Genomic DNA, 19,791 nt, shown 5'->3' with positions numbered 1-19,791 from the left:
GGTAGGCTCCGGCTGACCGCTCAGCCGGAGCCTCCCGCCGCCCAGAAGATTTCACTGATATCTCAAATTTCAATTTCGACAAAGAATCGAAGGTTTTCACATGTCTGAGTCCACTCAGAAGCTTTCCGACGCCGGCGTCTCCATCTGGCTTGACGACCTCTCCCGTGAGCGTCTGACCAGCGGCAACCTCGCCGAACTCATCAAGACCCACAACGTCGTCGGTGTGACCACCAACCCCACCATCTTCGCTGGCGCGCTCTCCAAGGGCGCCGCATACGCCGAGCAGATGCGTGAGCTTGCCGCCGCCGGTGCGAGCGTTGAAGAGGCAGTCTTCGCCGCAACCTGCGACGACGTGCGCGCAGCCTGCGACGTGTTCGCACCCGTCTACAAGGCATCCAACGGTTTTGACGGCCGCGTCTCCATCGAGGTTGACCCCCGCCTGGCACGCGACTCCGAAGGCACCGCCAAGATGGCACGTGAACTCTACGAGCGCGTGGGCCGCGAAAACGTCATGATTAAGATCCCCGCAACCCAGGAAGGCCTGCGCCCCATCGCGGAAACCCTGGCTGCTGGCATCAGCGTGAACGTGACCCTGATCTTCTCCCTGACCCGCTACCGCGAGGTCATCAACGCCTACATGCTCGGCCTGGAGCAGGCGCTGGAGAACGGTAAGGACCTGTCCACCATCCACTCGGTCGCATCCTTCTTCGTCTCCCGCGTAGACACCGAAATCGATGCGCGCCTCGAAGCTGCCGGCGGCGACGCTGTGCAGCTCAAGGGCAAGGCAGGCCTGGCAAACGCACGCCTCGCCTACGAGGTGTTCGAGGAAATGTTCTCCTCCGAGCGTTGGGCACGTCTGCAGGCACACGGCGCGAACGTACAGCGCCCGCTGTGGGCATCCACCGGTGTGAAGGACCCGTCCCTGCCGGACACCCTGTACGTCACCGGCCTGGTTGCACCCAACACCGTGAACACCATGCCCGAGGCAACCCTGAACGCTGTTGCCGACCACGGCGAAATCACCGGCAACACCATCGTGCCGAACTACTCCGAGTCCAACAACGTTCTGGACGCTATCTCCGTTCACGTCTCCTACCCGGAGGTCGTGGAGAAGCTCGAGGTTGAGGGCCTGTCCAAGTTCGACGTCTCTTGGGAAGAGCTGCTGCAGACCGTCCGCGAGGCACTCGAGCAGGCTAAGTAGCCGCACCCCAGTAGCCGCCGAAAATATAGCGCGGCACTAAACACTGTCGGTGTGCACCGCCCGATGCGCACCGCAGCACCGTGACCCAATCCGCCGGGGTTCCCGTCAGAGCTTCACTGCTCGGGGAATCTCGGCGAATTAGGGTGCCACTGAAACAATCCCGTCAAAACCGGTACAATACAGGGTACACACCTTCCAGAATGCGGCATCGCCTCCGCGCGACAAGGTACGAACCGCGCGCCGCACGAACCAACCAAGGCAATCAAAGGAATATATTGTGACTATCGGTCATGAAGCGAACCCCCTCAGGGACACTCGCGACCGCCGCATTACCCGCATTGCGGGGCCGTCCGCGCTCGTCTTCTTTGGCGTAACCGGTGACCTGGCCCGCAAGAAGCTGCTTCCGGCAGTGTATGACCTCATGAACCGCGGTTTGCTCCCCCCGAGCTTCGGCCTTGTCGGCTTCGGCCGCCGCCCCTGGAGCGATGACGATTTCCGCTCCTACGTACGCGAATCCGTTGAAGCACACGCCCGTACCCCCTTCCGCGAAGACGTATGGAACCAGTTCCAGCAGGGCATGCGATTCGTCGTAGGTGCCTTTGACGACGACGCAGCCTATGAACAGCTCAAGAGCACCCTTGCCGAACTCGACGAGCGTGGCGCTCACGGCAACCACGCCTTCTACCTCTCCATCCCCCCGAAGGCATTCGAGCAGGTCCTCACCAAGCTCGCCGAACACGACCTCGCATCCCGCGATAACGACACCATCAACCCCGTCGACGGTTGGCGCCGCGTGGTCATTGAGAAGCCCTTCGGCCACAACCTTGAGAGCGCACGCGAACTGAACTCCATCGTGGAGGCAGTCTTCCCGCCCGACGCAGTATTCCGCATCGACCACTACCTGGGCAAGGAAACCGTTCAGAACATCCTGGCGATGCGTTTCTCCAACCAGATGTTCGAGCCCCTCTGGAACTCCCACTACGTGGATCACGTCCAGATCACTATGGCTGAAGACATCGGCATCGGCTCCCGCGCAGGCTACTATGACGGCGTGGGTGCGGCCCGCGACGTCATCCAGAACCACCTGCTGCAGCTGCTCGCCCTCACCGCCATGGAAGAGCCCCTCAGCCTCGACGCTAAGCACCTGCGCGCCGAGAAGGCGAAGGTCCTCGAAGCAGTCCGCATCGACGACCTGCCGAACTCCTTCGCGCTCGGCCAGTACGCCGCAGGCTACCAGGGCGGCGAGCACGTCAACGGCTTCTTCGACGAGAACGACATCCCCGCAGACTCCCGCACCGAAACCTTCGCAGCGCTGAAGGTGTCCATCGCAAACCGCCGCTGGGAAGGCACCCCCTTCTACCTGCGCGCCGGCAAGCGCCTGGGCCGCCGAGTCACCGAAATCGCCGTGGTCTTCAAGAAGTCCTCCGACCGTCTCTTCGGCGAACGTGAAAACCCGCAGGTCGGCCAGAACGCCATCGTCATCCGCGTGCAGCCCGACGAAGGCATGACCATCCGATTCTCCGCGAAGGTGCCCGGCACCCAGATGGAAATCCGCGACGTCAACATGGACTTCGGCTACGGCCACTCCTTCACCGAAGAGTCCCCCGAAGCCTACGAACGCCTCATCCTGGACGTTCTGCTCGGCGAGCCGCCGCTGTTCCCCCGCCACGAAGAAGTTGAGCTCTCATGGAAGATCCTCGACCCCTTCGAAGAGTACTGGGAAGAAAACCGCATTAAGCCTGAACCCTACGAGTCTGGTTCGTGGGGTCCGCGTTCAGCACACGAGATGCTTGAGCGTGACAACCGCGCTTGGAGGCGCCCGTGATCTCGCACCTGCATAACACCACCGTTTCCGCAATCAACAAGGAACTGAGTCACCTGACTGCCGCCAACGGTAGCCTCAGCAGCGGACGAGTACTCACCCTCGTTGTTCTCGCGGAAAAGGGCCACTCCCGTGAAGCAATGCGCGCCGCAATTCGTGCCTCCCACGAACACCCGAGCCGCATTATCGTGCACATCTCCCACGACCCGCTCGACCCCGACCAGCTGGACGCAGAAATCCACCTCGGCGGCGACACCGGCGCGTCCGAGATGATTGTTCTGCGCGGCTGGGGTAGCGCATCCCGCCCGACCGAAGCACTGATCTCCGGTCTGCTGCTGCCGGACTCCCCGATTGTGGTCTGGTGGCCGCACTCGGTGCCCGAGAACCCGGCACAGCACTCCATCGGTCGTATCGCGCAGCGTCGCATTACCGACTCTGCACGCGCCGACGACCCGAAGGAAGCGCTGCACAAGCTCACCGACGTATTCCGTGCAGGCGACACCGACCTGGCGTGGACCCGCCTCACCCTGTGGCGCACCCAGCTGGCAGCGCTCATGGAGCAGATGCCTTCCTCCCCTGTGCGCCGCGTGGTTGTGTGGGGTTCGAGCAAGTCCCCGTCCGTGGTGCTGCTCGGTACGTGGCTCGGCTGGAAGCTTGAAGCACCCGTGCACCTCGCCACCATCGGTGCGGCAAACCGCGGCCTGTACCGCGTCAGCATTGAGCGTGAAGACGGTTCCGTGACGATGTTCCGCCCCGGCATTTCCGTGGCAACCATCTCCACCCCGTACGCACCCAATCAGCAGATTGCGCTGCCGGTGCGTACCCTCGCCGAGTGCATCTCTGAGGAGCTGCGCCGCCTCGACCCGGACGACACCTACGGTGACGTGCTGAAGCAGGCGCTGCGCACCGTCACCCTCGTCGATGACACCTGCCAGCCTGAAGACATGCTGGACCTCGAAGAATACCCGGAGGTTTTCGATGCCTAAGATTCAGAACATGGGCGCATCCACCCCCACCCTGGTGGCGCACCCGACCCGCGAGGCTCTCGCAGCGGACGCGGTGACCCGCATCCTCGACATCATTGAGCACGTGCTCTCTGAGCGCACAATCGCCCACATTTCGCTGACCGGCGGCACGATGGGTATCGCCACTTTGAAGGCGTGGGCTGAGAACGAGCGCGTAAAGGATATCGACTGGTCCCGCGTGCACTTCTGGTTCTCTGATGAGCGTTACGTGCCCGAGCGTAGCCCCGAACGTAATGACGGTCAGGCTATTGAGGTGCTGCTCGCTCCCCTGCTGTCGCACGGCCTGGTCGTGGGCAATGTGCACCGTATGGGTCCGTCCGATATTTTCACCGGCCTAGAAGCTGCAGCTGAGCACTACGCCTTTGAGATGCGCGACTACGCCGGTTCCGCACCGGCTGTGAGCGTGCAGATGCCCGAGGGCGCAACCGAACTGCCGCTGGCTGGTGGTCACGGTGGCGGCGCAGGTCACGAGCACAGCGGCTCCGGCGGTTGTGGTTGTGGTGGCGGCGGTTGCGGTTCTTCCGCACCCGAGCAGTCCATCGAAGAGACCACCTTGGACGAATTTGATGCTGAGGCTGCTGAGGCTTCGGAATCCGCCGGTGGTTGCGGATGCGGCGGCGGAGGCTGCGGTGGTGGTGGCGGCCAGTGGCCCGCACCGGTCTTTGACATCACCCTGCTGGGCATGGGCCCGGACGGTCATATTGCTTCCCTGTTCCCGGGCCGTAAGCAGGTTCTGCTGGGTACCGGTCTGCCGGAGGATCCGGTTGAGGGCGGTAAGGCTGTGACCGTGATGGTTTCTGATTCGCCGAAGCCGCCGGCTGAGCGCGTGTCGGTGACCCTGCCGATTATCAATAATTCGCGTCACGTGTTCTTCCTCATCACCGGTGAGGATAAGCAGGATGCGACCAGCCGTCTTTTGGCTGGCGCGAAGCTGGACGCTGAGGACCTGAACGCGGAGTTGCTGCTGGAAACCCCGGCGGTGGGTGCGCGCGGTAAGAAGCAGACCCTGATTTTTGCAACCGAGGAGTCGCTGGCTCCTGAGAACCGCCCGTAAGGTTCTGGTTCTGAACTGCATCAACAAAAGAGTGGAGCCCCGGATAGACATCTATCCGGGGCTTTCTCTATGGTTTTAAACCACCCCGATATGGTACCAAAAGTGGTACTATGAAGTATGCCGAGTATTGAAGATTTAGTTGCGAAGATGGCCTCCAGCCCTCAAAACGTTACTTTCACTCAACTTCAAAAGGTATGCACCCATTTCTTTGGAGCGCCGCGTATCCGCGGATCTCACCACTACTACAGCACCCCCTGGCATGGTGACCCTATTGTCAACATTCAACAGGGAAACTCCGGTAAAGCAAAGAAATACCAAGTCAAGCAGGTTCTAACTGCCATTCGAAAACTGGAGAATAACGATGACTAGTACTCTCCCCCGCCAAGAGCTCTACACCTACCGCGTCGAGTGGTCTGAAGACGACCAGGAATTCGTCGGAACCGTAGCCGAATTCCCCAGCCTCTCATACCTGGCCCCAACCTCTACCGAGGCATTCGCAGGTATCCGAGAAGTCGTCGCCGATACCCTCGAAATTCTTGAAGAAGACGGCCGCGAGGCACCCGAACCGTTCTCTCTGCGTTCCTTCTCAGGACGATTCAACTTGCGTGTTTCACCGCAATTGCATCGTCGTCTGGTTCAGCAGGCAGCGCTTTCTCACCAGAGCCTGAACCAGTACGTGAGCCAACAACTCGAAGCAGTCGCCTAAGTAAGCCAGTACATCTTCATCATCCAACGAAGATTCCAAAATGTTATGACATAACAAAAGAGTGGAGCCCCGGATAGTTTCGACTATCCGGGGCTCCACTCTTTTGCTACGCCCGCTTACTTTTCAGCAGCGGCAGGATTCTACCCATCCTGTTCCTGCGGCTCCTGTTCCTGGGCCTCCTCCGCTTCGCTCTCAAAGCCCACGTACAGTGCCGCCAGCGACGGAACCGTCGCCTCCAGCACCTGCTGCGCCTCCTCAGCGGTCGGGGTGAGCTTCGCGCCGGTCAACTGCAGGTACTCGCGCACCGTCATGGGCTGTGCCCAGTCGAAGTGCTCACGCACGGCGGTGATATTCGCGCCGGACTGCAACACGTTAATGCCGTGGGCAAGACCAATATCCGTCACCTTCACGATGGCGTCGGTCTCATCGGGGATGTCGTACGGGTCGCGGTTCTGCAGGTCCACGATGAACGGCAGCACGCCGCGGCTCTCAGCACGCAGGGTGAACTTGGTGTGCACCTGGCTCACCTCGTGCACCTCACCCACACCCACGGCAGGAACCACCATGAAGCCCGCCTGCAGGTCGTTCACCGCGGCCAGGGTGTGTGCCTCCCCGAAACCGGAGTACAGCTGCACCACCGGCACGAGGTAGCACACCTCCGCCTTGAGCGCCTTGCGAGCCTCAATGTCGATGTACTCCCAGGCGCCGCCGGTACCGTCCGTAATGTCGCCCGAGTGGTGCGCGTAAATGGCGCCTTGGCTGTTCTTCACGGTCTGCGACCAGTAGCTAATCTTGTCCATGTAGTTGCCTTCGGCATCGAACATCATCAGCGACAGGTCAATGTCCACGCCCTCGTCCCAGAAACAGAAGAGGCGGATCACGCCGGTGGGCGGCAGGTGCACCGTTGAGGTGTTGTAGCGGCCCATACCGTCCAGGGAGGGGCGGGCGCTGCGGGTGTTCAGCGGCATGATCGTATCGCCCACCTGCTCGGACAGGTAGATACTGGTCTCGGCAAGACGGCCGGACAGGCCAATCTCGACCAGGCGCTCCAGCAGGTCCAGCACCGCCGGGCTGTACTCGCGCGCCGGAATCATGGTGGCGATACCGGTCTTGGACAGGTTCATGCGCTGCGGGGCGGCAGGCTGAGCCTTCTGAGCGGAGGCCGCGGCACGCTGAGTGCTTCGCGGGCTCTCGGGAACAGAGGTGTGCGGGTTAGACAGGCCGGCGTTACGGTCAAAGAACGAGCCTAGCGGGTTCGGGATGCCCGCGTTCTGCATGATGTTCTGAACCCTCGCAACGCCCTCCGGGTTACGGCGCGCATAGTCGGCGAGCTCACGGTCCTCCTGCACCGCCACCGGGTTGGCGGGGCGCTCCTTCGGCGGGTTCGCGAGCGCATTACGCTGCATGGCCACCAGGTTGCGGATCTGCACCAGGATGGGCGCGGAAACGCGCGGCGCCACGGCGGCAAACGCTTCAAAGATGATCTGCTGGCCGGGGCTCGGCGCGGTATCAATGCCGTAGCGGGGCGCTTCGAAAGCATCCAGGGCGCGCACCAGCTGGCGCGCAAACACGCCGGGGCGGGTCGAGAGCAGACGCGCCACGTTCTGCGCATCCCGGGTTGCGTAGGCGCGGTCTACCAGCGACTCGAAGCTGTACACCTCGCCGCGGTACAGGTCGTCAGCCCAGCGGCTCAGCGCGATCAGCGACGGGTAGTCGCCGGGGTGAACCGCCTTGACGAGGCGCTTGTACATTTCGGCGGCGAGTGCGCTGTCGTAGCGGGCACCAACCGGGTCAGCTTCCAGTACCCGGTTGAGCAGGTGCGCGATGCGGGTGCGTTCGTTACGGCGCAGCTTCAGGCGCGGCGCGATGCTCAGGCTCAGGTCCCCCACCGTGCCGTTGGAACGCAGACGCGAGTAGGCTGCGGCGAGGGCGAGCGCCTCCTTCATGGTGCGTAGGTGCTCAGCGTCTTCGGGGTGCAGGCAGGCGGCGATGAACACGCGGTTTTCGCGGCTGGTGTTCTCCGGTCGGGCAGCCGGCAGCGCGTCATGCTGGGCGAGGAAACGGCGCAACGCCACAAGGTCGCGCTGGTCGGTCTGGTTGTACGCCTGCTGCTGACCGAGTAGCTGCTGGTAGAGGGCACCCGCCATGATCAGGGCGTTCTGCACGCCGCTGACCATCTGCAGGGGTCGGCGGTTGCGTTCCATGCTGGTGAAGTTGGAGCGGCTCATCGGCTGCTGCCACTCGTAGGGCACGTAGTTCTCGGGCAGGCCGCCAAGGATTCGCTCGGTGCCGTCCGGGTTGTAGTACGGGTTGGAGAGGTAGTGCATGATCTGCTCGGTGTAGCGTTGCTCGTCGGTGAGCGTCAGGGCGCGCAGATCAAAGTCGCGGCGGAACACGCGGCCGGGACGGTACCCGTATTCGTAGGACCAGATGGTTGCGAACAAGGCAAATTCGTTGGCGCTGGCGTTCAGCGCCTGGGCGAGGGACTCAGGGCTGAGGGTCAGACCGCAATTGCTCAGGACGGATACTCGCCCCAGGTCGGTGTCGAATGCGCCGGAGTGGTGCAGGTCGTTAATGCTCGAGTAGTTCGAGCGGTAGTAGGGGCCGTACAGGTCGGTGAAGACGTACACGCCGTAGCGGCGCATCAGGATGAGGCGCACGAGGGGGCTGAGGCCCTCGGGCGCTTCGCCGTGAAGGTAGGCGGATTCGTTGAAGTAGGGTGATTCCTGCAGGTAGGGGGATGCATCGTAGGGAGTGGTCACGGGTCGTCCTTTCCGTTGGTCTCACCCGGCTGTCACCGTCGGTGGTGTGTCTATGTTCTTATCGTAGCGGCGTGGGCGCGGGTTGTCGTGGGGTTTGGTCATCGGTGACCTGCGGGGCACGTATTCGCGGGGTAACCGACCGTTACATGTCACGGAGCCTGGGCGGCGCTTATCCGTTGCTTGTTGATTGGTCGATTGTTTATCTGCTAGCCGCCCATCTGTTAGCCGCGTGGGAACGGGGTTAAAAGAAAAATGGCGGGAAGCGAAGAATCCGATAAATATAGGAAAAGATATTTCAGAAAGTAGGACTCTTCATAATCCGCCATTACTTATAGAGTACTCCCGCCCCGCGACGGTGGTCAAGCCGTTTCGTCACCGAAGCATGCTCGGGGTTTTCCACCCGCCGGTGAGGCTCTAGCTAAGGGGCAAGTAGCCTCACCGGCAGATAGGTTTTTCGGGTTAGGACTCCCCCAGTAGCGCGAGCGCAGCCTCGCGGGCGGCAAGCGCCTCCTCCGTCTTACGGGCAGGCACGGCGGCTAGGGCGCGCAGTGCTTTCGCCAGCACCGTAGCCCCCTTCATCGTCGGTTCCAGCTCGGCAGGGATCTCAACAGCCACACCGTACAGTTCGGCAAGCTCCACCGCCAGGCGCACATAGTCGCCTCCCTTCGTCAGCCCACCAACCATCGGCAGTAGCAGACGCAGAACCTGCAGCACACGCCAACCCGCCAGCGGACTAATAGCCGACACCTCACGCAGGGTCGCCACCAGGCGGTTCGGAAGAACCATCCCGTCCTCCAACGCCCACTTTAGGGTCTCTGCGAAGGTGGATGCATCCAGCAGGCCCGCCTCAAAGAGCGCCGCAATGGCCTCTGCCGCCGCCAGACGGTACTCAGGATTCTTCGCGCTCGCCACATAGCCGAGCAGGGTGCAGGTCGGAGCGCCCACCTGCACGGTAGACTCCCTCAGCGCGCGCAGAAGCGGCAATACGGGGGTCGCATTTTTATAGTCGAGTGCGGTCCTCCCCGCGAACAGGAAGTATGCCGAGAGCAGGTCCGGGTTGTTCTGAAGCAGCCAGGACGCCCATTCGGTGAGTGCCGGGAGGAAATCACCCAGCCAGCTGTCGACCCTGTCGAGATTCAGCAAATATACGAAGGGAATGAACGCGGTGTTAAGAGCTTCGTAGGCGATGGCCTCCTCGGAGCTCATGCCAGCGGTTGCACGGCTCAGCGCCTCGAGTGCCTCATCCACGGTATCCGCGATGTCGCCCTTGGCCTGCCACATGGGCTGGTACTCCACGAACTCCTCGGCGTCAAAGTTTTCGAGACCTGCCTCGCGAAGACGACCTTCCTGGCTGGCTTGCCGGTATTCCTCAATTCGATCAAAAACGAGACCGCGGTTGTAGCCACTCCAGGGGATGTCCAGGCTGGAGACCATGCGGTACGTCCATTCCTCCGGGGTGATAGGGCGGGACGGCAGAGGTTCCGTAAGCAGACGCACCGTGCGTCCTTCCGTACGGTATTCTCCCCCGGCAGCGACGGCACGCATCTGCTCGCGGAAGATCTCGTGGAGGTCACGGTAACCCTTCAACGGCTTGTAGTCAGCATTCCAGAGATGGTGTTTATTCTGAATAGTCAGACGTATCATCTCTTCCTTGCTCAGGAGCGCGTTACCCGGGCGAGCTCGTGCAACCATCTCACTACGATTGGAATACTGCAGGAGCGGCGTCAGCTCGGGTAGCTCCCAGGACTTGTACCCGGCGGCCTCGGCGTTAGCTTTCAATACTGCGCGGAGAACAGGCATGTACGCAACGTTGTTGTAGTAATATTCGCTGGCGATCTTGCACAGGGTACGAAGCTGCCGCTGATCCGCCGGCGCCAGCTTGTCGGTCGCGGCAAAGTGGTAAAGACGTGCCAGGTTCTCTCCCCTAGTGCGGGGAGATTCGTCCCCGGTAATTCGACCGGAGTTTGTGTTCGATTCCTCCGTGATGAGGGTGCAGAACTCATCCAGATTCGCGATGGATGCGACGGGTTCCCGGGCTCAACGCCGGGCAACAGCACCGACGGCACCTCTACGGAGGCGCCCGCCGCCTCCGCCTCTTCCGGCTGGGGTAGGCGGTCTTCGGGTAGGCAAGCTTCAGCGGCACCGCGCAGTTCCAGGGGTAGCACCTCGTAGGCTTCGAGGACGCGGTCAGCAACGTAGTTGGCGAGCGCGGCGCGCAGGGGCGGGTTGACGTCTACGTTGGTGACGCCTACGGCGCTGTGGCTGGCGTCGAGCGCGCTGGAGTCAACGTCGAGGCGCGCGTACACTCCGCAAGCAGGCGCTGAAGGATTCGAAGCGTAGGCCTTCGGCAGTGCTGGTGACGACGGGGTCTGCGGCGCGTAGGGCTCCAGCGAGGGAGCTGGGCGGCACGTAGAAGCGGGTGCGGGCGACCCTGGCGACGACCAGTAGTGCGGTGGCGTAGACGTCTGCTCGTTCGAGAAACCCGGAGAAGAAGTACGGGTGGGATGCGGCGCCTTCGGGGGTGCTGCCGCCGCTGGTAGCGAGGCTGAGCGCGCAGGAGTCGGCGCCGTCGATGAGGGCTGACGGGGCGGTGTACGTGTAGTCGAGGGTGTAGGCGCTCATGGCTTCTTTGCCTTTCGTATGTGGTGTATACGTCCTATCATGCCGTAAAGATTAGCGCCTCGCTACCGCTTTCGTCATTGCCGTTTGGTGCATAAAAAATCCCCGGCATTCTCGGTTGAGAAGTGCCGGGGAGAAGCTCTATTGCCTCACCCTCGGTGGGGTGGGCGTGGGCTCTGGTTAGAGGCTGGCTAGACGACAATCTGGCCGTTGAAGCGCATTGCCAGGCCGTACAGTACCACTGCGATAACCCAGATAACAATCACGGTGACGGTCAGGCGGATCAGGTTCTTGGACGCCATACCGGAGGAGTTCAGGGAGTTGGTCATACCGCCGCCGAACATGTCGGAGAGGCCGCCGCCCTGACCGCGGTTAAGCAGCACAAGCATTACTGCGATCACGCTGGTGATGGCGATGATGACCATGAGTACGTTCATGATGACGTCCATGGGGACCTTCCTTCGTTGTCTTCTGGTGGGGTGCCTGGGCTGCGGGGCGCAGACAGACGGGTTTAACTATACGCTACAGCCGCCATTCGGTCACGTTGAGGCGGCTTTTTACGCGGCGCGGTTGCTGCGGCGCTGGTATTCGCTGGGGGTCAGCTGCAGTGCTGCGGGGCGGTCGGTGAGCACACGCTGGGCGGTGAGTTCGTCGCCTTCGGTGTCGTAGGCGCGCACGTATCCGCCGTCGATGAGGTAGTAGGTGAACTGCTGCGCGGCTGCCCAGTAGGCGCCTCCTTCAGCGTAGAAGCCCTGGTCTACCCAGTCGCGCAGGGTGAGGGTGACGGGGATTTCCGGTGAGGAGGTGCGGCTGTAGAGCTGGTCGAGGAATGCTTCTCGGCGGCTCTCGAAGTACTGGTATTCGGGCGAGGGTTCCTGGTATTCTGCGCCGCCTGCGTAGCCGATGTTGCCGCCGTCATTGCCGGGTAGGCGCGGGGCACTCACTTTACGGTTGCGCAGGTAGCTGTAGAGGATTATGCCGACGAGGGCTGCGATGACCAGGGAAAAACCAAAGCTGAACATGCCGTTAAGTGTACGGGGCGAACTGCGGGGTCGGCGTATTCTGGGTGGGTTTTGCGGTTAGGGGCGAACGCGCCCGGCTCTTACACCCGACTCTTACGCCTGAGTCATGCACCAGCCTCTTACGCCCATCCATTGTCCCCGCCACTAGCTCGGTGGCGGTTAAAATGGTTCAGCGCCCGGTCGGGTGGGTACCCGCCGGGCGCTGTAACGCTATGAGACGCTATGGTGCGTCGGGGTTTTATGCGTCGAAGCGTGCGATTGCTGCGAATTCGTCAGCCTGCAGGGATGCGCCGCCGACGAGCACGCCGTCCACGTCTTCCTTGCCCATGATGGAGGGTGCGGAGGAAGACTTGACGGAGCCGCCGTAGAGAACGCGGACCTTTTCTGCAACGTCTGCGGAGTAGAGCTTAGCGATTTCTGCGCGGATTGCTGCGGACATTTCCTGTGCGTCGTCTGCGGTTGCGACCTTGCCGGTGCCGATTGCCCAGACGGGCTCGTATGCGATGACGAGGGTTTCTGCCTGCTCTGCGGTCAGACCTGCGATGGAGCCGCGCAGCTGTTCGAGGGTGTACTCGACGTGGGTGCCTGCTTCGCGGATTTCGAGGGGCTCACCGACGCAGAGGACGGGGGTCAGGCCGTGCCTGTATGCTGCCTGGACCTTTGCTGCGCACAGCTCGTCGCTTTCGTGGTGGTAGGTGCGGCGCTCGGAGTGGCCGACGAGCACGAAGGTTGCGCCGAGCTTGGAGAGGAACGCGCCGGAGATTTCGCCGGTGTATGCGCCGGAGTCGTGGACGGAGAGGTCCTGGCCGCCGTAGAGGATGTCCAGCTTGTCGCCTTCGACGAGGGTCTGCACGGAGCGGATGTCGGTGAAGGGCGGGAAGACGGCTACTTCGGTTGCGGAGAAGTTGAAGTTTGCGTCGTCGAGGGTCCATGCGAGCTTCTGGACGAGGGTGACTGCCTCTGCGTGGTTGAGGTTCATCTTCCAGTTGCCTGCGATGAGGGGCTTACGCGACATAGTTCGCTCCTTAGCTTTCCCGCGCGGTATGCCGTACGGGGTTGTTGTTCGGAATTTTCCTTTTCTATTTTAGAGGTTTGAGGGCATATTTTCACGGTTTTTGGCGCTTTTTATGCTCTCTGATGAGCATTCTCACCCTACGTTCATCGGTTTCTTTCAACCCTTGCCATTTTGCGGGTTCTGTTGCCATTTAAATGGCTGCGGGGGAAGCCTCATAGTGGTTTCCCCTGCGGATGCACTTCCTCGGTTTTAGAGAAAGCTACAGCTGCCCAAATCCTTGCGGGTAAATCGGCTCGTAGATGTTGCGGTTGCTGTAACCGTCGCGGTCAACCACAATCACCCACTGCCCGCGCAGATGCTTCACAGCCAGCGAGAAACGCCCCAGATACCTCAAATATTTGCGGATATCCTGCTTCTCACCCGTCTCTTTAACGTAAAACGCAAGGTCCTTAGCCTTAGTCGTGTACAGGGTGCTCACCAGGATTTTCCGGCTCGTATTTTTAGCCTTTTCACCCGCGACAAGATCATCAGCGACATTGGCGCTCAGCACATTCTTGTCAGCCGAAATAATCCACCCGCGCTTCTCCCTGTACAGGCGAAGAATTTCGGGGTGCAGCACCTTTTCGGGGTCCGTAACCTTAGAAAGAGGGTCTGTATCACCCGTGTGGTAGAAGTAATTCATCGACGCAAAGAAGTACGCCAAGAACGCGTACAAGCCGGCGCGGTCGTAGTTATCCATTCCGGGCTGCTGAGTAGGGTACGGCACGTTTTGTGCCGCCTGCGCCTCGGTAGCAGGAATGAAGCGCCCCTTACGTTCGAATGCCGTATAAACCAGCGGCCCGGAGGAATGCCCCAAGCTGTGGAGCTCATCGTACTTCTCCGTGGGTTCCAGACGCACAAATTCCTGGTCACGCTTCTTATCGGCCTGGGACTCCAAGCCCGTCTCATTGAGCAGTTGAGTACCCCAGCCAAAAGCTATCGCGACGAGGACGGCACCGGCAAACACGCCAGCTCGTATAAACTTGGCGCGAGAAATCATAGACCTCATGAGCGCTCGTTGCTCGTTATATCCGGGTCCACCAAAGTTATTCGTCATGTTGCTCTCCCCTCCCCTAGCTCAAACTATTTTCTGGGATGAATTGGACGGGCCTCCACTCATTTGTGAATTGTGTGCGTAGAGTCCCGTGTATTGCACCGTCTCGGATCAGGCCGCGCGTATCAAAATCGGTGATGGGGTACACCTGGTTTGTGTCTTTGCGGTACACCTGAACTTCGGGAAGAATATCGAACCGCACGTTCCATTCCACAATTTTTAGCGTCTCGTCGATGAGGCGCGGCTGCCCTTCCAGCAGGTTCATGGTCAGAATCTGGGGGGTTAGGGGTAATGACCCAGCCTTTACCTTCTTCGTAGAGGTCCTGAATGGTGGGGAAGAACATTTCTTCACTGATATTGTCCATCCTCAGAACTGCCGGTTCGGAGGCGAGAATCATGTAGTTTTGGCAGGCGTAGTAGTAGCCCAGGTAGGGGTGCAGGTTTTACACCTTGTAAGCACTCGACATGTACCTCACCCCCGGGGTGAGTGCCGAGTAGGCGGGGTGGTCCCGGTTTGCGGGCGTGTAGGGCCCGATCACGCCATCGGCAACGTACGGGTATGTTCCGGTGTAGTCTTTTTCGTCAAAGAGCATTTGAGCGTTGACGGTCATTCTTTGCCTCCTTGGATTCGATGTTCACTAGTTGCCGTTTTCATAAGCTGCCGAGGTGGTTCTGGGCTGCTCGGGACGGTTGGGTTCAACGGCTGGGCTTCTTCGCCCGCCTGTATTCGCTTGTCTGTATTTGCTTGCCTGCATTTGTTTGCCTGTGGAGGTGCGTGCGCCCCCTGCTTCGCTCCCCCGCAGTAACCGTATGGGTACCGCCCGGTGAGCGCCGGGAACCTCTACAAATCCAGTCTAGTAAAGCCGACTCTAACCCTCCCCGGCACAAGCCGCACACCCAGGGAACCCACAGCATATAGCCAGGAAACAGTATGCAAACACCCGCAAGGATAACTTACCGGGCATGCAGAAACCCCCGCCGGAACGGTACCGAAATACCGCCCCAGCGGGGGTTCCTTACACTAAAACCGTGTACTAAATCTGTGCATCCAGATTAGGCGCCCAGTGCCTCCAGGCCGGGCAGGGTCTTACCCTCAATGTACTCGAGGGAAGCGCCACCACCGGTGGAGATGTGGCCGAACTGCTCATCCTTGAAGCCCAGGTTACGGACTGCAGAAGCAGAGTCGCCACCACCAATGATGGAGAATGCGTCAGAGTCGACGATAGCCTGTGCCACCGCGCGGGTACCCTCAGCGAAGGGAGCAATCTCGAACACGCCAACGGGGCCGTTCCAGAAGATGGTCTTTGCGCCCTTGATCTTCTCAGCGAAGATTTCGCGGGTCTTGGGGCCAATGTCCAGACCCTCAGCCTCTGCGCCGAGCTTGCCGCCGGTCAGATCCTCAATGGGGCGGATCTCGGTGTTAGCGTCAGCGGAGAATGCGTCAGACCAAACAACGTCAACTGCGGTGATGATCTCGGTGCCCTTCTCGGGAGCTTCCTTCAGGTAACGCAGAACGTTGTCGACCTGGTCCTTCTCCAGCAGCGACTGGCCAACCTCGTAGCCCTGTGCGTATGCGAAGGTGTAGCCCATGCCGCCACCAATGAGGATGGTGTCAGCCTTACCGATCAGGTTGTCAATCACGGCGAGCTTGTCGGAAACCTTAGCGCCACCCATGACCACAACGAAGGGACGCTCGGGGTCGTTCAGGGTCTTAGCCAGAACGTCAACTTCCTTCTTCACCAGGTCACCCAGGTATGCGGGCAGACGCTTAGCAACGTCGTAGACGGAAGCGTGCTTGCGGTGAACCGCGCCGAATGCGTCGTTCACGTATGCGCCGTTCTCGCCGGTCAGTGCGACCAGCTCGTCAGCGAATTCGCCGCGCTCTGCGTCATCCTTGGAGGTCTCGCGTGCGTCGTAGCGGACGTTCTCAACGACCAGAACTTCGCCGTCAGCCAGGGCTGCTGCCTTAGCCTTTGCGTCCTCGCCTACCAGGTCGGTTGCAACCTTCACGGGCACGGATGCCAGCTCAGCCAGGCGTGCAGCTGCCGGTGCGATGGAGTACTGGGGGTCAACCTTGCCCTTGGGGCGGCCCAGGTGCGCGGTCACGATAACGCGTGCGCCAGCCTTGGCAAGCTTCTCAATGACGGGCAGGGATGCGCGGACGCGACCGTCGTCGGTGACAACGCCGTCCTTCAGGGGTACGTTCAGGTCGGAACGGACGAGAACGTGGCGGCCTGCGACGCCTTCTTCGAGCAGTTCGGACAGTGCCTTAGCCATAGGAATTCCTCCTGGATAGGTGGGTTTATATACCGTTTCCATCATACCGAACATTAGGGTGATTGACAGCCTAGTAAATAGCTTTTATATGGTGTTTTTCCGCAGAATATCGCGGATATTCGCACTCTCTATCAGCTATTTTCTTACGGTATTTTTGACCCAAAAGGGCGACGGAAAATAGTATGTTTATACATTTTGGGGTTTATTAAGACCCTTTACACAGAGCCTTGGTACAGCAAACCCCGACTCCCCCGCTTGATGCGGTGGTGCCGGGGTTCACTATGCGTTAGTTACGCGGGCTGACGCCTACACTCGGTGAGCGTCGTAAGCCTATTAGGCTTAGAGGGATGCCACAACCTTGTTGGTGAACATCACGAGGCGCGAAACGTAGCCGTACTCGTTGTCGTACCAAGCGATAACCTTCACCTGGTCGCCGATGACCTTGGTCAGCGGTGCGTCGAAGACGGTGGAGATGGACTCACCCTCGATGTCCTTGGAAACGATGGGGTCCTCGTTGTACTTGATGATGCCCTTCATGGGGCCCTCAGCTGCTGCCTTGACTGCTGCGTTGACTTCCTCAACAGTGACCTCACGGGAAGCGGTGAAGGTCAGGTCGGTGATGGAGCCGGTGATGGTGGGAACGCGGACTGCGAAGCCGTCCAGCTTACCCTTCAGCTCGGGCAGAACCAGGCCAACAGCTGCTGCTGCACCGGTGGAGGTGGGGACCATGTTCACAGCTGCTGCGCGTGCACGGCGCAGGTCGCGGTGGGGAGCATCCTGCAGACGCTGGTCAGCGGTGTATGCGTGGATGGTGGTCATCAGACCCTGCTTGATGCCGAATGCGTCGTTCAGGACCTTAGCCATCGGAGCGAGGCAGTTGGTGGTGCAGGATGCGTTGGAGACGATGTGGTGGTTAGCTGCATCGTACTGGTCGTCGTTCACGCCCATGACGAAGGTGCCGTCGATGTTCTTACCGGGAGCGGAGAGGATAACCTTCTTAGCGCCAGCCTCGATGTGTGCCTTTGCCTTGGTACCGTCGGTGAAGAAACCGGTGGACTCGAGGACTACGTCAACGCCCAGGTCCTTCCAGGGGAGGTTCTGGGGGTCACGCTCAGCGAGGATCTTGATTTCCTTGCCGTCAACAACCAGCGCGCCTTCCTTGACCTCGACCTCTGCGTTGAAGCGACCCATGATGGAGTCGTACTTGAGCAGGTGTGCCAGGGTCTCAACATCGGTGAGGTCGTTGATTGCGACGATCTCGAAGCCGACGCCCTCGGTCTGAGCTGCGCGGAAGAAGGTGCGGCCGATGCGGCCGAAGCCGTTGATTGCTACGCGTACAGTCACTGGAGTATCTCCTTGTCAGTGCGTTGGTGGCGGTGTACAAATCCGATGCCTTGTGGGCTCTGGTTTAGTCGGATTCGTCCGTGCTCTATGTTGCCCGGTTCGTTCCGCCGTTGTTGGTAACAATCCTACCCTAGTTTGTGTGTGTTTTGGTGTGTTCTATCAATAAATTTTTGTGAGTTACACCATGAAAACCGGTAAAAACCCGTTGTTTTCTGTTGTTTTGCGTTGTGTTCACCCTTAGAAAATGTTGCGATACGGTCATGGCAACATAAACGCACGCGAAACACACATTTACTAAAAACCGCGTCATATCAAGGCAAAATCTGAGGGTAAAAAATACCCTTTCACCTGCGAATGGGTTTCAATGACACCCGATACGCTCGCACACGGTGCAAATTCTCACCCGAAAGCAGACGCCCTCAAAGTAAGACACACCACAGCCTTATAAAGGGCTAAATACGCTCCCAATGTACAAAATTGAGCATATTTCGTGTCGCATTTCGTGTCACCCACGCGCATCATACGAAAACACCCCACAAGAACACCGCACGAAGGCACCCCGCAGACACGCAACACGGGGTCAGCGTGGGCACACCGGATAGGCGGCTAGTACACGATCCTAATAAACGACCAGCGCCACAGCACCCAAACCGGAATGAGCCGACAGCACCGGCGGTAGCGCGCTCACCAAAAACTCCGGCGCCGAAGAATCGGCAGCATCATGAACGAGGGAGCTATCCCCCAGCATCTGCTGAACCTGCTCGTACAGCTGTACCGCCTGCGCCGCATTACCCACATGATGCACCGCAACCACCTCACCGCGCGGGGATGCGGCAAGTGAAGAACTAGTGGGGTCGGTAGCAGTAGAGCCCACTGAAGCCGAGCTGAGCGCCGCCGCATGCTGATGCTCACGGCAGGTCTGCACGGTCACCTCCACCAGGCGCTCCAGGGCGCGCGCGGCAGTGCGGGGACGCTCTACATACGCCAGTTTGCCCTCGGTAATCGTGCCAATCGGCTTAATCTGGAACATCTGCCCCACCATCGCCAACGCCGGGGAAACACGACCGCCACGACGCAGAGCATCAAGGGTTGGGATATAAAAGTAGAGCGTGGACTGCTCGCAGACGGACTGAATGTAGTCCACCAGCTGCGCGGGGCTCAATTGTTCCGAGCTCGGGTAGTCAGGGCTCGGAACAAAATCAGAGGAAGCAGAGTTCAGCATCTCCAGGGCACGCACCACCGCATGACCGTAGGCACCGGCAACCGTGCGGCTATCCACCACGCTCACACCCTTAGAACCCAGGCGGCTCAGGCGGGCACCGGTGCCTGCCGCCTCCACCGTGCCCGAGAGCTCGCCGGACAGATGCACCGACACCACATGCGTAAAACCTCGCGACGCCAACTCGTCATACACATCAGCAAACACGCCCGGCGCGGGTCCGGAAGTGCTCACCGTCTGACCCATCACGTGCGCGAGCATAATCGCCTCGTCCACCTCGGCAGCGGTCAAGTCCTGCAGCTGACGATCCGGCTCACCGGGCGTGCGAATAGTCACCGGCATCGGAACCATCACGAAATTGCCGCGAGCGCTCAGGTGCTGCACGAGCTCCGGGTCGAGGGCGGCGGCGCTATCGGTTACCACGGCAATGCGGTTCTCTGCTTTGTTCTCTCGCTCCATATTCCGGCCCTTCTTCCAGTTCGTCAGTGCGTGATTCGATGACGAACCCTCTCCTAGCGTTCCCTGAACATTATGGCACTCATCACTAGCGCAGTACAGCAAAGCCCCGCCGCGCCTCCGGGTTCGTTCCGTTGGACGAACCGAAGCCACAGCGGGGCTTGTACTTTTATCTA

18 protein-coding genes are annotated in these 19,791 nt (G+C 60.3%); 6 read left to right on the top strand and 12 right to left on the bottom strand.

Annotated features, from left to right (window positions below; all coding sequences use genetic code 11):
* The first annotated feature begins 100 nt into the window (after positions 1–100).
* From tal to HMPREF2779_RS03505, 6 genes are all read left to right on the top strand, one after another.
* The gene (gene tal / locus HMPREF2779_RS03530; RefSeq protein WP_105360843.1) at positions 101–1,201 is read left to right on the top strand and encodes a transaldolase; all 1,101 of its coding nucleotides are present in this window, start codon (positions 101–103) and stop codon (positions 1,199–1,201) included.
* A 277-nt stretch (positions 1,202–1,478) separates the two neighbouring features.
* Positions 1,479–3,026, top strand: a complete 1,548-nt coding sequence (zwf, locus tag HMPREF2779_RS03525) for a glucose-6-phosphate dehydrogenase (RefSeq protein WP_070686853.1) — start codon at positions 1,479–1,481, stop codon at positions 3,024–3,026.
* Positions 3,023–4,009 (top strand): glucose-6-phosphate dehydrogenase assembly protein OpcA, encoded by a 987-nt coding sequence (locus HMPREF2779_RS03520; protein ID WP_070686854.1) that lies wholly within the window; start codon positions 3,023–3,025, stop codon positions 4,007–4,009. Before zwf ends, HMPREF2779_RS03520 begins: the two co-directional genes overlap by 4 nt.
* Entirely contained in the window at positions 4,002–5,102 is a 1,101-nt protein-coding gene (locus HMPREF2779_RS03515) for a 6-phosphogluconolactonase (RefSeq protein ID WP_105360842.1), read from the top strand. The genes HMPREF2779_RS03520 and HMPREF2779_RS03515 overlap by 8 nt, the downstream gene beginning before the upstream one ends.
* Positions 5,103–5,219: 117 nt before the next feature.
* Positions 5,220–5,471 carry a toxin HicA gene (locus tag HMPREF2779_RS03510; protein WP_005506120.1) on the top strand — a complete coding sequence of 84 codons (252 nt, stop codon included), beginning with the start codon at positions 5,220–5,222 and terminating at the stop codon, positions 5,469–5,471.
* Positions 5,464–5,808, top strand: coding sequence for a type II toxin-antitoxin system HicB family antitoxin (locus HMPREF2779_RS03505; RefSeq protein WP_070604265.1), 345 nt, complete (start codon positions 5,464–5,466; stop codon positions 5,806–5,808). The genes HMPREF2779_RS03510 and HMPREF2779_RS03505 overlap by 8 nt, the downstream gene beginning before the upstream one ends.
* Positions 5,809–5,948: 140 nt before the next feature.
* On the opposite strand, the gene HMPREF2779_RS03500 is transcribed toward HMPREF2779_RS03505, so the two are convergent.
* The 12 genes from HMPREF2779_RS03500 to HMPREF2779_RS03450 form a co-directional block, all read right to left on the bottom strand.
* Positions 5,949–8,570 carry a hypothetical protein gene (locus HMPREF2779_RS03500; protein WP_105360841.1) on the bottom strand — a complete coding sequence of 874 codons (2,622 nt, stop codon included), beginning with the start codon at positions 8,568–8,570 and terminating at the stop codon, positions 5,949–5,951.
* A gap of 459 nt (positions 8,571–9,029) precedes the next feature.
* Complete coding sequence (locus HMPREF2779_RS03495; RefSeq protein ID WP_233992258.1) at positions 9,030–10,370, bottom strand: hypothetical protein; 1,341 nt, start codon at positions 10,368–10,370, stop codon at positions 9,030–9,032.
* Positions 10,371–10,853: 483 nt separating this feature from the next.
* On the bottom strand, positions 10,854–11,192 hold the full coding sequence (locus tag HMPREF2779_RS09005) for a hypothetical protein (RefSeq protein WP_168165229.1): 339 nt from the start codon (positions 11,190–11,192) through the stop codon (positions 10,854–10,856).
* A 188-nt stretch (positions 11,193–11,380) separates the two neighbouring features.
* Positions 11,381–11,638, bottom strand: coding sequence for a preprotein translocase subunit SecG (gene secG / locus HMPREF2779_RS03490; protein ID WP_005506130.1), 258 nt, complete (start codon positions 11,636–11,638; stop codon positions 11,381–11,383).
* A 108-nt stretch (positions 11,639–11,746) separates the two neighbouring features.
* Complete coding sequence (locus HMPREF2779_RS03485; protein ID WP_070686862.1) at positions 11,747–12,211, bottom strand: hypothetical protein; 465 nt, start codon at positions 12,209–12,211, stop codon at positions 11,747–11,749.
* Between the two features lie 238 nt (positions 12,212–12,449).
* Positions 12,450–13,226, bottom strand: a complete 777-nt coding sequence (tpiA, locus tag HMPREF2779_RS03480) for a triose-phosphate isomerase (protein ID WP_070686864.1) — start codon at positions 13,224–13,226, stop codon at positions 12,450–12,452.
* A 259-nt stretch (positions 13,227–13,485) separates the two neighbouring features.
* On the bottom strand, positions 13,486–14,322 hold the full coding sequence (locus HMPREF2779_RS03475) for a DUF6318 family protein (protein ID WP_105360840.1): 837 nt from the start codon (positions 14,320–14,322) through the stop codon (positions 13,486–13,488).
* Positions 14,323–14,338: 16 nt separating this feature from the next.
* Positions 14,339–14,584, bottom strand: a complete 246-nt coding sequence (locus HMPREF2779_RS09140) for a hypothetical protein (RefSeq protein ID WP_233992250.1) — start codon at positions 14,582–14,584, stop codon at positions 14,339–14,341.
* 178 nt (positions 14,585–14,762) lie between these two features.
* Positions 14,763–14,930 carry a hypothetical protein gene (locus HMPREF2779_RS09135; protein WP_233992248.1) on the bottom strand — a complete coding sequence of 56 codons (168 nt, stop codon included), beginning with the start codon at positions 14,928–14,930 and terminating at the stop codon, positions 14,763–14,765.
* A 442-nt stretch (positions 14,931–15,372) separates the two neighbouring features.
* Positions 15,373–16,596, bottom strand: coding sequence for a phosphoglycerate kinase (pgk, locus tag HMPREF2779_RS03465; protein ID WP_105360839.1), 1,224 nt, complete (start codon positions 16,594–16,596; stop codon positions 15,373–15,375).
* A gap of 339 nt (positions 16,597–16,935) precedes the next feature.
* Complete coding sequence (gene gap / locus HMPREF2779_RS03460; RefSeq protein WP_070686871.1) at positions 16,936–17,940, bottom strand: type I glyceraldehyde-3-phosphate dehydrogenase; 1,005 nt, start codon at positions 17,938–17,940, stop codon at positions 16,936–16,938.
* Positions 17,941–18,559: 619 nt separating this feature from the next.
* Complete coding sequence (locus HMPREF2779_RS03450; protein WP_105360838.1) at positions 18,560–19,618, bottom strand: DegV family protein; 1,059 nt, start codon at positions 19,616–19,618, stop codon at positions 18,560–18,562.
* Positions 19,619–19,791: the final 173 nt, after the last annotated feature.

Origin of the sequence: Rothia sp. HMSC069C03, assembly GCF_001811075.1 — a bacterium.
GTDB classification, from domain to species: domain Bacteria; phylum Actinomycetota; class Actinomycetes; order Actinomycetales; family Micrococcaceae; genus Rothia; species Rothia mucilaginosa.
The sequence above is the reverse complement of the archived record's forward strand: the minus strand, read 5'-3'. Positions and strand labels throughout refer to the sequence as shown.

Coding starts and splice junctions, on each gene's coding strand:
- HMPREF2779_RS03475 (WP_105360840.1), bottom strand. CDS start 14,322: ATGACGAATAACTTTGGTGGACCCGGATATAACGAGCAACGAGCGCTC.
- HMPREF2779_RS03450 (WP_105360838.1), bottom strand. CDS start 19,618: ATGGAGCGAGAGAACAAAGCAGAGAACCGCATTGCCGTGGTAACCGAT.
- tpiA (WP_070686864.1), bottom strand. CDS start 13,226: ATGTCGCGTAAGCCCCTCATCGCAGGCAACTGGAAGATGAACCTCAAC.
- tal (WP_105360843.1), top strand. CDS start 101: ATGTCTGAGTCCACTCAGAAGCTTTCCGACGCCGGCGTCTCCATCTGG.
- pgk (WP_105360839.1), bottom strand. CDS start 16,596: ATGGCTAAGGCACTGTCCGAACTGCTCGAAGAAGGCGTCGCAGGCCGC.
- HMPREF2779_RS03485 (WP_070686862.1), bottom strand. CDS start 12,211: ATGTTCAGCTTTGGTTTTTCCCTGGTCATCGCAGCCCTCGTCGGCATA.
- HMPREF2779_RS03505 (WP_070604265.1), top strand. CDS start 5,464: ATGACTAGTACTCTCCCCCGCCAAGAGCTCTACACCTACCGCGTCGAG.
- HMPREF2779_RS09135 (WP_233992248.1), bottom strand. CDS start 14,930: ATGACCGTCAACGCTCAAATGCTCTTTGACGAAAAAGACTACACCGGA.
- HMPREF2779_RS09005 (WP_168165229.1), bottom strand. CDS start 11,192: ATGAGCGCCTACACCCTCGACTACACGTACACCGCCCCGTCAGCCCTC.
- HMPREF2779_RS03510 (WP_005506120.1), top strand. CDS start 5,220: ATGCCGAGTATTGAAGATTTAGTTGCGAAGATGGCCTCCAGCCCTCAA.
- HMPREF2779_RS09140 (WP_233992250.1), bottom strand. CDS start 14,584: ATGAACCTGCTGGAAGGGCAGCCGCGCCTCATCGACGAGACGCTAAAA.
- HMPREF2779_RS03515 (WP_105360842.1), top strand. CDS start 4,002: ATGCCTAAGATTCAGAACATGGGCGCATCCACCCCCACCCTGGTGGCG.
- secG (WP_005506130.1), bottom strand. CDS start 11,638: ATGGACGTCATCATGAACGTACTCATGGTCATCATCGCCATCACCAGC.
- HMPREF2779_RS03495 (WP_233992258.1), bottom strand. CDS start 10,370: ATGCCTGTTCTCCGCGCAGTATTGAAAGCTAACGCCGAGGCCGCCGGG.